Here is a 12592-nt window from a genome sequence, read left to right on the forward strand (position 1 = left end):
GACGCCGACCCAGCACAAGGAAACACGGAGACAGGAAGAAGGACGGGCATGTCCGGCAGTGAAAGCGAAAACCCAGCAATCCCCTCCCCGACTCCCACGCCGACTCGGCCCAAGACGAACCGGGACTGGTGGCCGAATCAGCTGGACCTTCAGATTCTCCACCAGCATTCGTCCCGCTCCAATCCGATGGACGAGGATTTCGACTACGCGACAGAGTTCGCCACCCTCGACGTCGACGCGTTGAAGCAGGATGTCTTCGAAGTGATGACGAGGTCCCAGGACTGGTGGCCGGCCGACTACGGTCACTACGGGCCGCTGTTCATCCGGATGAGCTGGCATGCCGCCGGGACGTACCGCATCGCAGACGGCCGGGGTGGCGGCGGCAGCGGAGCGCAGCGCTTTGCCCCGCTCAACAGCTGGCCGGACAACGCGAGCCTCGACAAGGCGCGCCGTTTGCTCTGGCCGGTCAAGCAGAAGTACGGCCGGAAAATCTCCTGGGCCGATCTGCTGGTCTTCGCCGGCAACTGTGCCATGGAATCCATGGGGTTCAAGACGTTCGGGTTCGGCTTCGGGCGCGAGGACATCTGGGAGCCCGAGGAGATCTTCTGGGGGCCCGAGGACACATGGCTCGGAGATGAGCGATACAGCGGCGACAGGGAACTCGTGGGTCCTTTCGGTGCCGTACAGATGGGACTCATCTACGTCAATCCCGAGGGACCCAACGGCAACCCGGATCCGATGGTTGCCGCCAGGGACATTCGAGAGACATTCGGGCGCATGGCAATGAATGACGAGGAGACGGTTGCGCTCATCGTCGGCGGCCACACCTTCGGCAAGTGCCATGGTGCGGTCGACGCCAGCTACATCGGCCCGGAACCCGAGGCAGCCCCCACCGAGCAGCAAGGTCTCGGCTGGAGGAACACGTACGGCAGCGGCAAGGGCGCCGACGCGCTCACCAGTGGGCTCGAGGGCGCATGGACCTCCGCGCCGACCCAGTGGGACAACGGATACCTGGACAACCTGTTCGGGTACGACTGGGAGCTGACGACGAGCCCCGCCGGCGCGAAGCAGTGGACTCCCACGGATCCCTCGGCCAGGGGCACCGTGCCCGATGCTCATGATCCGTCGAAGAAGCACGCTCCCATGATGCTGACGACGGACCTCGCGCTGAAGCTGGATCCGGTCTACGGGCCGATCGCAAAGAGCTTCCACGAGAACCCGGACAGGCTGGCGGTAGCGTTCGCCAAGGCGTGGTACAAACTGCTGCACCGCGACATGGGACCCGTCTCCCGTTACCTCGGCCCGTGGATCGCCGAGCCCCAGCTGTGGCAGGACCCGGTTCCCGAGGTTGATCACGAGTTGATCGGGGACGAGGACATCGCTGCCCTCAAGGCCGGGATCCTCGCCTCGGGGCTGTCCATCTCCCAGCTGGTCACCACCGCTTGGGCGGCAGCGGCGAGTTTCCGTGGCACCGACAAACGCGGCGGGGCGAACGGGGCACGGATTCGGCTGGCACCGCAAAAGGACTGGGAGGTCAACAACCTGCCCGAGGTGGCCGAGGTGTTGCAGACCCTGAAACGGATCCAGCAGGACTTCAACGCCTCACAGACCGGCGGAACGAAGGTTTCACTCGCTGACCTGATCGTCCTGGGCGGGTGCGCGGCCGTCGAGCAAGCCGCGAAGGACGCCGGGCACGACATCACCGTTCCGTTCTCTCCCGGGCGCACGGATGCCTCGCAGGAGCAGACCGACGTGGAGTCGTTCGCCGTGCTCGAACCCAAGGCGGACGGTTTCCGCAACTACCTCCGGTCGGGGGAGAAGTTGTCGCCGGAGACTCTCCTGCTGGACCGCGCCAACCTGCTGGCGCTGACTGCTCCCGAGATGACGGTTCTGATCGGCGGCATGCGGGCCCTGAATACCGGATTCAAGCGATCCCCGCACGGAGTCTTCACCGACCGCCCGGAGACATTGACAAACGACTTCTTCGTCAACCTGCTCGACATGGGCACGGAGTGGAAGGCGTCCACCTCGGACGAGAACGTTTTCGAGGGTCGGGATCGCACCACGGGTGAGGTCAAGTGGACAGCCACCGCCGTCGACCTCATCTTCGGTTCGCATTCCCAGCTCCGAGCCGTCTCGGAGGTCTACGCGTCCAAGGACGCGGGAGAGAAGTTCGTGCGTGACTTCGTGGCCGCATGGGACAAGGTGATGAACCTCGATCGGTTCGACCTCTCCTGAGCCCGAGGTCCCGTTCGGGGCAGTGACGCGGGGTCCCGTGTCGAGGGGCGCCTGACCGGGGCAGTTGCCCCCGCCAGGCGCCCTTTTCAGCGTGCCGCGTCAGCCCTCGTCGCGCAGTCGGGCCGCCAGGGAGGTCAGCGCCTCGGTCTCCTCGGTGTGGCCGAGCGCGCTGAGGCGGGAGATCGCCGCGTCGAGGCGGGTGAGCGCGGGGGCCGGGCGTTCCAGGTAGATGCCCTCCACGGCACCGGCGAGGCGGACACACTCGGCCCACTCGCCGGCGCGGTCCTCGTCCGTTCCCGGCTCGCCGAGCAGAGCGAGGGCCTTGTCCACGGCGGTCAGGGCGTCCTCGTACTCGCCGGCGTAAGCGTTGACCCGTCCGTGCTCATAGGCCAGGGCCGTGTCCAGGGAGCGGCCGTGGGCCTGGTACTCGGCGGCGCGGGCCTCGTCGGCGATCCGGCCCGCGTCCGTGAGGAAGACGCGGGCGCCTGCCAGGCCGTCGGGGCCCTCCTGCTGGGCCTGGAGGCGGGCGAGTTCGCGCAGGCAGTTGCTGAGCTGCTCGTAGCGCGGGGCCCGGGCGTGGGCGGCGAGCGCCTGGTCCGCGGCCTCGCGGGCGCGGCCGAACTCGCCGGATTCGCCGAGGAGTACGGCCGTCTCCGCGGCGATCATGGCGTGGCTTCCCGGGTCGTCGTCCCAGCCTGCCGACTCGGCCGCGAGGGCGACGAACTCCGCCGTGGCGGCCTTGAGGTCCTCCCCCGTGTGCAGTGCGCGGGCACGGGTCAGGCGCAGTTGAGCGACGATCCGGTCGTCCAGCTCTCCGGCGGTGACGTCCGGTTCCGCCAGCAGGGAGTCGAGCAGAGCGATGCAGTCCTCGACGCGGCCCAGGTCGAGGGTGAGCTGTGCCGCGTTGCTGTAGGCACAGAACGCGTCCGTCCGGCTGCCGCTGCGCAGCTCCAGCTCCGCGGAGCGCGTCAGGTGCCGCAGGGCCTCGTCAGGGCGGCCCAGGTGCATACAGACCTCGGCCAGATCACCGTGCAGCCGGGCGGCGTCGACCGCGTCGGCCGGCCAGTCGGCGGCCAGCCGCAGGCCCTCGGTGAGGTTCGCGTGCGCGGTCTGCGCGTCCCTGAGGGCGAGTTGGAGTCGGCCACGCAGTCCAAGGGTGCGGGGCAGGTGCCAGGCAGGGCCGTGGGCCTTCAGACGGTCGAGGAGGGCGTCGATCTCGGTGACCGCGGCGGGCAGGTCGCCGGAGATGGCGTAGGCGCTGGTCCGTAGCAGCAGGGCGCCGGAGATCGGGCCGGCGATCTCGTGCCGGGTGGCGAACGCGAGCAGCCGGTCCACCTCGGCGAGCGCCGCGGCGGCGTGCTCCTCGCTCGGCGAGGTCTGCAGGCGCAGGCCGAGTGCGGTCGCGCGCGATCGCAGCAGGCGGGCCTCCTGGTACGGGGCGAGACCGGTCGTCTCCTCGTGCAGGCGGACCATCGCCGTGTGGGCGGCGGTCAGCGCGGCGGCCTTCGCCTCGGTGTCGGCGGCGTCCTCCCCGGGAATCTCGGCGGCGGCGAGCAGGGCGCTCGCTCGTGCCAGTGCCGCGTAGCCGGGAACTCCCGCGTCGTCGTAGAGGGCCGCGGCCTCCTCGAACAGGGCGGCGGCGTCGGCGAACTCGTCCTTCTCCCCCGCCCGGCCCGCCTCTTCGGCCAGCAGATCCGCACGCAGCTGGTCGAGCGGGCCCACGGCCGGGTCCTCGGGATGGGCGTAGTCGCGGGCGGCGACGAGCGTACGCAGCCGTGCCCAGCAGGCCAGTGCGTCCGGGTGCCCCTGCTCGTGCAACTCCCGTGCTCGGAGGATGAGTTCGGGCAGGGAGTCGGGGACGGCGGCGGCCGTAGCAGCGGCGGAGGCGGCGACCGGGGTGGCCGGGGCCACGTCGTCGAGGGCGCGGGTGCGCAGGGTCAGTTCCAGCGCGTCCACGAGCGGGGCGCGGTCGAGGCGGGCCTTGCGGCGGTCGGTGTGGGCCGTGGTTCCGTTGCGGGTGTCGAAGCGGGCGGCGAGGTCGCCGGCGCGGCCGCGCACCTCGGCGCGCAGGCCGGCCACCGTCCAGGTGCGGCCCGCGTACCCGGCGGCGGGCAGTTCGCCGTGGCCGAGGAGTTCGACGCGCTGGAGGAGGACCTCCACGCCGGTGAGGAAACCGAGCAGATCCAGCGGCGAGTCGACCTCGTCGAACAGGTTCCGGTTCTCGGCGAGCAGTTCCAGGCCGCGTGCCTCGTTGCCGGTCAGTGCGCAGAACTCCAGGTGCCGGCCGACCTCCTGGGCCATCGAGGGGTTGCGGCGGCAGCCTCGGTAGCCGGCGAGGTGCAGTTCGCGGGCCCGGTCGGTGCTGCCGGTGCGCAGCAGGGGCAGCAGGGCGTACGAGACGGAGCGGGCGGGCTCCTCCTGGCAGGACTCCTTCCCGGCCAGGACCGGCTCCCAGGTGCGCAGCGCCCGCTCGTCGTCGCCCGCCGTGAGGTGGTACAGGGCGCGCTCGCAGATCTCACAGGCCTCGCAGTCGCTGAGCCTGGTGCGGGTGCGGCCCGCCCACAACTCGTAGGCGACGGTGGTGTCCTCGCCGACATGGGCGGCCAGCTGGTAGGCCTGTCCGTAGTACGGCTGGAGGCCGAGGTCGGCCTTCTCGTACCGGTCGCGCATCTCCGTCAGCCACTGGCGCATGCTCGCCAGCGGTATCTCGGGCAGTGCGCGCAAGGCGTTGGCCACCCACTTGAAACGCCAGAACAGCATGTGGCGCAGACGCTCGTCGAAGACGTCGGGCTGCTCGTCGAACAGGGTGAGCAGGCGCGCGAAGACCACCGGCGACTTCCGGGGTTCGGAGCCGTAGGTGTACGCCTCCTGGAGTTCGAAGAGCGCGTGGACGAGCGGGACGGGGTCCGCGAACTGCTCGGCGGCGTCGACGAGTTCCTCGGCCGTGACGGTGCGGGTACGGCCGTAGGGACGCCGGTCGTTCTCCTGGAGCGCCTGGAGCAGCTCGTCTGTGGTTTGGGGTGCGGTCGGCATCGTCAGCTGTCCTTGCGGAGGGCGTGGGCGAGAAGGTCGAGGAAGGAGCGGTTGATCAGGCTCGATTCGGCGGGCCTGAGCGGTCGCCGGGACAGCATCGCGGCCTGCCCGTAGAGGGCTTCGGCGCTGGTGCGGGCCAGTTCGGGCTCGTCGATGGCGACGGCGGTGCGGACCAGCGGATTGAGCTGGTTGAGGATCAGCTGGGCCCGCGGGGCCTCCTGGCGCAGGGCGCCGAGGATGTCGCCCCACAGGCCGCCCTCCTGCTCACGGGCGAGCTGGGAGCGGGTGCGCTCGTGTCGGGCCTCGCGGCTGTCCACCAGGAGGGCGGGGGCGGAGGCGGGCTGGAAGGTGCGCAGCGCGACATCGCAGTCGAAGACGGCGAGGGCGTCGCGGGCCTGGGCGAGGTAGGCCGCTGCGGCCAGTTCCGTCTCCCGGTCGACGGGGTCGAGGTGGGCGGTGAGGGTCGCCGGGTCGAGGTCGGCGACACTGGCCTCGGGCCTGATCTCGGGCAGCCGGTGGACCAGTTCACGGTCGTAGGTGTAGCCGCCGTTGACGACGCCGAGCCCGGCGGCCGAGGCGATCGCCGCGACCTGCCGGAACTCCTCCACGCTCGACGTCACGAGCACCGTGCGGTGGGTGCGCGCGAACTCGTCGAGGGTGCAGTGCCCGTCTGTGGTCTCGAACGGCAGCCAGGGCAGCAGCATCCGCAGGATCTCGTCGTCGTGCACCGCGAGCGACTTCACGGCCAGGTGGTGGGCCTGGAGGAAACGATGGAGCAGGTCCGGGTCGCTGGCGGCGGCCCGGGCGATCCACGCGCGCAGCCGCTCGGCCAGGGCGTCGCGTACGGCGGCGAGGGTGTCGTCCTCGTACAGGGACTCGCGGGACGCCGTCGGGCGCAGGCTCTCGGCGTCGACGACGCAGCGGACGAAGAAGGCCCACTCGGGCAGGATCTCCTCGGCCTGCTCGGACAGCAGCATGCCCTTGACGTGCACACGGTGGCCGTGCCGGCGACCGGCCGGCACCGCCTCGGGCAGTACGCAGGCGATGCCCTTCAGGCCCACGGCGGGCAGGTCCAGCTCGATGGTGTCCAGCGGCGTGAACCCGAAGACCTCCTCGCCGTACGCGGCCAGCGCTCGGGATCGGGCTCCCGGCGTGGGATGCGTACGCGCCCACGGTGCCGGGTCGGGGTTGACGGGCGCGCCCGGGCCGCCTGTGCCGTCGTCGAAGGTCACTGGGTGGCGCAGCAGGGAGCCGAAGTGCCGGGCCAGCGCGTGCACCTGTGCCGGGCGGGTCCACTCGCCCGCGTCGGCGCGCGGGGTCAGCGTGACGGTGGTGCCGGGCCGGGGGCGGGCGGAGGCGGGCAGGGTGCGGACGGTGTAGCTGCCGTCGCCGCGTCCGCGCCACTCCACGGCGGGGGCGTCGGGGGTGCGGGCGGAGCGGCTCAGGACATGGATCTCGTCCGCGACCAGGAAGCAGGAGAGCAGGCCGATGCCGAACTGGCCGATGAAGTCGCCGCGTTGCTCGGCGATCTTCTCGGCGCGCTTGCTGCTGCGGCCGATCGTGGCGAGGAAGGTGTGCACATCGGCCTCGGTGAGACCGACGCCGTCGTCCTCGACGCGTACGGTTGCGCCGTCCGCGTACAGCCGGATACCGAAGGCACCCTGGGGCTCGATGGCGTGCCGTGCGGTGAGGGCGTCGACCGCGTTCTGCAGGAGTTCGCGCAGGTAGACGCGGGGGCTGGAGTAGAGGTGGTGGGAGAGGAGGTCCACCAGGCCGCGGAGGTCGACCTGGAAGGTACGGTCGGTGGCGGCTTGGTGGGCGGAGGTGTCACGCAGAGGCATGGGGCAGTCCGGGGTGAAGGAAGCGGCGGGGGTGGGCGGTGGTCCGCGGGACCGGCCGGAGACGGGCGCTGACGGTGTGGCCGGTGCAGCCGGTATGGCGGGTGGCTCAGAAGGCCTTGCGGAAGCGCGCGTACGCCTTCTCGGGGTCCGCCATGAAGGTCCACGGCCACTGGGTGATCACACCCTCCAGCTCGCGGAAGACATTGGAGGCAGTGCTACTGCCCGCCAGCGAGAGGGCCATGGCGAAGATGTTGTAGTCGCCCTGCCAGCCCAGGCGGCGCTCGTACGCGTGGTGCAGGATGCTGCGCTCCGCGGCCGCTCTCAACTCGGTCCGGATCCGCGGCTGCTGCAGGCATTCGCGGTCGTCGGACTCCACCCAATCCTCAATGTGTGCCATGGCGACGACACAGCCGAGCCGGTGCCCGTCGGGCGCGGCGGCGAAGGCCTTCCGGGCGAACTCCAGGGCCTGGCCCGGCTCTCCGCCCCAGCGGGGCTGCAGGTGCGCCACCCACTCCAGGTGGATGTCCAGGTTCAGCGGATCACGGCGCAGACCGGCAGCGAGCCGGGCTTCCTGGACGCTGTCGTCGACGGACATGCCGCGTCCGGAGGTGAGCAGATGGCGCCACGGCGTGGCCCAGTCGGGCCGCAGCTCGGCGGCCTCGAGCAGATGGTCCTCGGCGATGCGCAGCCGCTCGTAGAAGGTCTGCCACTGCTCACGGCTGACGTCCACGGCACGGGCGGACGTGCGCGCCTCCCAGCCCCAGGCGACATGGCGGGCACCCGATATCAGCAGTGCGGTCGCCCGAAGCTCCTTGTCGTCCTTGTCCTCCTCGGCGGCCCGGACGATCCACTCCTCCACCCCGTCCACATCGGTCAGTTGCCCCAGAACCGCCTGCTCACGGCCGAGGTCGAAGGCTGCCAGCGCCGCCTTGACCGCCTGCCAGTCACCCGCGTCGGCCGCCTCGACCAGCGCGAGCACCCGCGTGTCCCCCAGCGCGCGCAGCGCGTACGTCCCGTGCTTCTGCTTGCGCGGGGCAAGGGCATGCGGATGCGCCGCCGATCTCTCCGCACCTCTCCCGAACAGCTTGCCCAACATGCCGCGCCCTCCCCTGGTACCGCGTGATCGTCCGGTGCAGCATAAAGGGCCCCACTGACACCGCTTCCACAGGGTTTTCACCAGCGCTTCACGGTGCCCGGCCGGGCAGGGCAGCAACCGGGTTCAGGCGCTGGAGCCTTCGGCGTCGGAGGGGTCGGCGGGGTCGGCGGCCCGGTACTCCCGCCAGTCGACCACGATCTGTTCCAGCTTGGGCATGACGAAGAGGCCGAAGTCCCGCATGTCCATCAGGCGGGCGCGGCCGCCGGTGTTGGACTCGTCGAGGAGTTCGATGTCCTCCATGGCGCCCTTCGCGAACTCCCTCAGCCACAGGCTGCGGATGGCGAAGACGTCGGGCCAGGGATCCTCGCGGACCCGGTAGAGATCGCGGCGGGAGCCGGGCTGGTTCTCCCGGTTGAGGAGACCGATACGGACGAGGCTCTGGACGGCGGTGGAGACGGTGCCGGAGCTGATGGAAAGAAACTCGCCGATTTCAGCTGCCGTAAGCGCGCCGCTCGGGGAGACGAGGACGGCGGCGAAGACCCGTGCGGACATACGGGGCAGCCCCGTTTCGGCGAACCGGCTCGCGAGCCGTTCCACTGCTCGGGCCTCACCTCCCGCCGGCCCCTCCGTCGCCGTGGGCACTTCGCCCGCTGACTCTGCTCTGCCTGTGGACACGTGTTCCGTACCTCCTTCAATCACCCTAACCGGCCATTCACTCTTCTTCCAGTTCTCGCAAATTTCAAAATGTTCAAGTAGTCTTAAAATCATGACGCCACCGATCTCAATCTCCTCACTGGTCAAGACGTTCGGCCCCACCCGAGCTCTTGACGGGCTGGATCTCGGCGTGGAGGCCGGGGAGGTGCACGGGTTCCTCGGCCCCAACGGCTCGGGCAAGACGACGACCATCCGCGTCCTGCTGGGGCTGCTGCGGTACGACAGCGGCGAAGTGTCGCTGCTCGGCGGCGATCCGTGGGCGGACGCCGTGGAGCTGCACAAGCGGCTCGCCTATGTCCCCGGTGATGTGACCCTGTGGCCGACGCTCTCCGGTGGCGAAGTCATCGACCTCCTGGGCCGGTTACGCGGCGGAGCGAGCAGGAAGCGGCGGGACGAGCTGATAGAGCGGTTCGAGCTGGACCCCAAGAAGAAGGGCCGCGCCTACTCCAAGGGCAACCGGCAGAAGGTGGCGCTGGTGGCCGCCCTCGCCTCCGATGTCGAACTGCTCATCTTCGACGAGCCCACCTCGGGTCTGGACCCGCTGATGGAGTCCGTCTTCCAGGACTGCATCGACGAGGAGCGCAACCGCGGCCGTACGGTGCTGCTCTCCAGTCACATCCTGTCCGAGGTCGAGCGGTTGTGTGACCGGGTCAGCATCATCCGCGGCGGCCGTACGGTGGAGTCCGGCACCCTCACCCAGCTGCGCCATCTCACCCGCACCTCGATCCACGCCGAGCTGACCGAGGCCGTCGAGGGCCTCGCGCGCCTCCCCGGTGTGCACAACGTGCGGATCGGCGGCGAGGACCGGCGCACGGTCACCTTCGACGTCGACTCCGGCGACCTCAACACCGCCGTACAGCATCTGACGACCCTCGGACTGCGGAGCCTCGTCAGTCAACCGCCCACCCTTGAAGACCTGTTCATGCGGCACTACACCACCGTCCGGGACAAGGAAGGCGACCGGGCGGAGGCCTCGCGGTGAAGGACTACGCCGGCACCTGGACGCTGCTGCGCCTCGCCCTCCGGCTCGACCGGGTCCGTGCCACCGTCTGGATCCTGGGCATCGTCCTGTTCACCACAGCGTCCGCCCAGAGCAACAACGACCTGTACAGCACGGCCGAGGAGCGGGAGAACCTCGCCGAGACGGTCGAGACCAACCCGGCCATGCTCGCGCTCGGCGGACGCGCCTTCGACCTGACCACGACCGGCGGCGTCAACGCCTACCAGCTGGTCGCCTTCATGGCCACGATCATCGGCCTGATGAGCATCCTGATGGTGGTACGGCACACCCGCGCCGAGGAGGAGAGCGGCCGTGCCGAGCTGGCCGGTTCTGCGGTCCTCGGCCGCAAGGCCTGGCTCGCCAGCTCGCTGCTGCTGGTCACCGGCATGAATCTCGTCATCGCGCTGCTCCTAGGGCTGGGCCTGCGGAACACCGATCTGCCCGCCACCGGCTCCTGGGCCTTCGCGCTCGGCTGCGCCGGGGTCGGTGTCTTCTTCGCCGTCGTCGCGGGGATCACCGCCCAGCTCACCGACCATGCACGCTCCGCCAACGGCATCGCGTGCGCCGTCCTCGGGCTCGCCTATCTGCTCCGCGCCACCGGTGACGCGGCCAGCGCCTCCGACGGCGGCCTGTCCTGGCTGACCTGGCTCTCGCCCATCGGCTGGGCCGAGATGATGCGCCCGTACACCGAGGAAAGTTGGGCGGTGGGTCTGCTGTTCGCCGGCGCCGTCGTCGTCCTCGTCGCCGCGGTCGGTGTGCTCGTCGGCAGGCGGGACATCGGCGCCGGTGTGCTGCCGCCCGTCCTCGGGCCGGTCGAGGCGTCCCCCGCGCTGCGCTCCCCCTTCGCCCTGGCCTGGCGGCTGCAGAAGGGCTCCATGCTGGGCTGGGCGCTCGGCTTCCTGGTCGTCGGCGCCGCGTTCGGCGGGGTCGCGGACGGCATGGTCGACGTGGCCGAGGACAACCCGAACATCGACGAGTTGCTGCGCGACCTCGGCGGCAGCGGCAGCATCGTGGACGTCTTCCTGGCCACCATCACCTCGCTCATCGCCGTCGTCGTCGGCGCCTACGCGGTCCAGGCGACGCTGCGCCTGTCGGGCGAGGAGTCCGCGCACCGGATCGACCCGGTGCTGAGCACCGCCGTGGACCGGATGAGCTGGGCGGGCAGCCATCTGACGGTCGCCGCCCTCGGCTCGGTCGTGATGCTCGGCTCGGCCGGTCTCGCGGCGGGACTGGCCCACGGCCTCAACAGCGGCGACGTCGCAGGCGAAGTGCCGCGGGTGCTGGGCGCCGCGCTGGCCCAGGTGCCCGCCGTATGGACGCTGATCGGTCTGTGCGCGCTGCTGTTCGGGCTGCTGCCGCGGTACACGGCCGTCGCCTGGGCGGTGCTGGCCGTCGCCCTGGTCATCGGCCAGTTCGGCGAGGTGCTCAAGCTCGATCAGACCGTCATGAACCTGTCCCCCTTCACCCACATTCCGGACCTGCCGTCGGCGGACTTCCGGGCGACACCGCTCCTGCTGCTGGTGCTGCTCACCGCCACCCTCACCGCGGTCGGTCTGGGCGGCTTCCGACGCCGCGACATCGCCTGAGACCCGAGCGTCGCCCGAGCGGTTCACCGCCGGGCGGTCCAGCCGGTGCGGCCTACCTCCCCCGGGGTCGCAACGGCGCCGGGGCCACCACGCGGGCTCCCCCGCCTCGTGTGGTGGCCCCGTTCTGCGCCGACGCGCCACACCTCAGTGGGTCTTGCTGCCCGACCGGGCGGCCTCCCGCATCTGCGCGGCGACATGGCGGGCGATCCGCCGGTCGTTCTCCGTCTCCGGCGGCAGCGCTACGAACAGCGCCTTCGACCGGGCGGCCAGCGGCTCCGCCACCCCACGGTCGGTGATCACATACGGCTTCCCGGACCGTACGCCCTCGATCAGCATCTCCCCCACGGCGTCCGGGGAGAGCCCGAGTTGCCGCAGATAGAAGTCCTGCTCGGTGAGGAGCCGCTCCCGGTCCTCCTCCTGTGCGGCGGTGAGCCCGAGATCGCCGGTGATCCTGCGGCGCGCCGCCCGGCCGGTGGCGACCATGTTGGTGGCCACCAGGCCCGGACAGAACACCGTCACCCCAATGGGATGGCCCTCGTGGGCCAACTGCCGGGACAGCCCCTCGGAGAGACCGATCACCCCGGCCTTGGTGCCCTCGTACATATAGCCCGCCTGCCCGCCCTGGGGCGCGAGCCCCGCGGTGGAGGCGGTGTTGACGATATGGGCCGGCTCCCCGCGAGCGATCATGCGGGGCAGGAAGGTCTGCAGGCCATTGACCACACCGCCGATATTGACCCCCACGAACAGATCCCACAGTGCGTACGTCATCGCGCTGACCGGATAACTGCCGCCGACGCCCGCGTTGTTGCACAGCAGCGACACCGGGCCGAGGCGCTCCTCGGCCTCGTCGGCGACCCGGGCGTAGGCGTCGCGGTCGGTGACGTCCAGGGCGAAGCCGACCGCTTGGGTGAGCTCCGACAGCTCGGTCCCGGCCGCGGCGAGCGCGTCCGCGTCGATGTCGGCGAGGGCGAGCCGTACGCCCTCCTTGGCGAGTGCCCGGGCCAGGCCGAGGCCGATGCCCTGGGCGCCGCCGGTGATGAAGGCGGTCCGTCCCGCGAGTTCGAACACTGCCGCTCCTCTCGTG

The 12592-nt window shown here is 70.6% G+C and carries 8 protein-coding genes; 3 read left to right on the forward strand and 5 right to left on the reverse strand.

From position 1 onward, the window contains the following. Positions 1-48 precede the first annotated feature (48 nt). Positions 49-2238 (forward strand): catalase/peroxidase HPI, encoded by a 2190-nt coding sequence (gene katG, locus OHT76_RS06145; RefSeq protein ID WP_328869724.1) that lies wholly within the window; start codon positions 49-51, stop codon positions 2236-2238. Positions 2239-2337: 99 nt separating this feature from the next. Here katG and OHT76_RS06150 read toward each other — a convergent pair whose 3' ends face one another. The 4 genes from OHT76_RS06150 to OHT76_RS06165 form a co-directional block, all read right to left on the reverse strand. Beyond that, the gene (locus tag OHT76_RS06150) at positions 2338-5271 is read right to left on the reverse strand and encodes a hypothetical protein (RefSeq protein ID WP_328869725.1); all 2934 of its coding nucleotides are present in this window, start codon (positions 5269-5271) and stop codon (positions 2338-2340) included. Between the two features lie 2 nt (positions 5272-5273). Then, on the reverse strand, positions 5274-7112 hold the full coding sequence (locus tag OHT76_RS06155; protein WP_328869726.1) for an HSP90 family protein: 1839 nt from the start codon (positions 7110-7112) through the stop codon (positions 5274-5276). Positions 7113-7218: 106 nt separating this feature from the next. Beyond that, the gene (locus OHT76_RS06160) at positions 7219-8208 is read right to left on the reverse strand and encodes a hypothetical protein (RefSeq protein WP_328869727.1); all 990 of its coding nucleotides are present in this window, start codon (positions 8206-8208) and stop codon (positions 7219-7221) included. A 123-nt stretch (positions 8209-8331) separates the two neighbouring features. Next, complete coding sequence (locus OHT76_RS06165; RefSeq protein WP_328869728.1) at positions 8332-8805, reverse strand: GbsR/MarR family transcriptional regulator; 474 nt, start codon at positions 8803-8805, stop codon at positions 8332-8334. A 169-nt stretch (positions 8806-8974) separates the two neighbouring features. Here OHT76_RS06165 and OHT76_RS06170 point away from each other — a divergent pair, with 169 nt between their 5' ends. After that, on the forward strand, positions 8975-9904 hold the full coding sequence (locus OHT76_RS06170) for an ABC transporter ATP-binding protein (RefSeq protein ID WP_328869729.1): 930 nt from the start codon (positions 8975-8977) through the stop codon (positions 9902-9904). Beyond that, positions 9901-11508, forward strand: coding sequence for an ABC transporter permease (locus OHT76_RS06175; RefSeq protein ID WP_328869730.1), 1608 nt, complete (start codon positions 9901-9903; stop codon positions 11506-11508). Before OHT76_RS06170 ends, OHT76_RS06175 begins: the two co-directional genes overlap by 4 nt. 144 nt (positions 11509-11652) lie before the next feature. On the opposite strand, the gene OHT76_RS06180 is transcribed toward OHT76_RS06175, so the two are convergent. Further along, positions 11653-12576: an SDR family NAD(P)-dependent oxidoreductase gene (locus tag OHT76_RS06180; RefSeq protein ID WP_328869731.1), complete on the reverse strand. Its 924-nt coding sequence runs from the start codon at positions 12574-12576 to the stop codon at positions 11653-11655. Positions 12577-12592: the final 16 nt, after the last annotated feature.

The organism is Streptomyces sp. NBC_00287 (assembly GCF_036173105.1).
Lineage (GTDB): Bacteria > Actinomycetota > Actinomycetes > Streptomycetales > Streptomycetaceae > Streptomyces.

Excerpts from the sequence above, each read along its gene's own strand:
- OHT76_RS06160 (WP_328869727.1), bottom strand. The coding sequence starts at position 8,208 with ATGTTGGGCAAGCTGTTCGGGAGAGGTGCGGAGAGATCGGCGGCGCAT.
- OHT76_RS06155 (WP_328869726.1), bottom strand. The coding sequence starts at position 7,112 with ATGCCTCTGCGTGACACCTCCGCCCACCAAGCCGCCACCGACCGTACC.
- katG (WP_328869724.1), top strand. The coding sequence starts at position 49 with ATGTCCGGCAGTGAAAGCGAAAACCCAGCAATCCCCTCCCCGACTCCC.
- OHT76_RS06170 (WP_328869729.1), top strand. The coding sequence starts at position 8,975 with ATGACGCCACCGATCTCAATCTCCTCACTGGTCAAGACGTTCGGCCCC.
- OHT76_RS06150 (WP_328869725.1), bottom strand. The coding sequence starts at position 5,271 with ATGCCGACCGCACCCCAAACCACAGACGAGCTGCTCCAGGCGCTCCAG.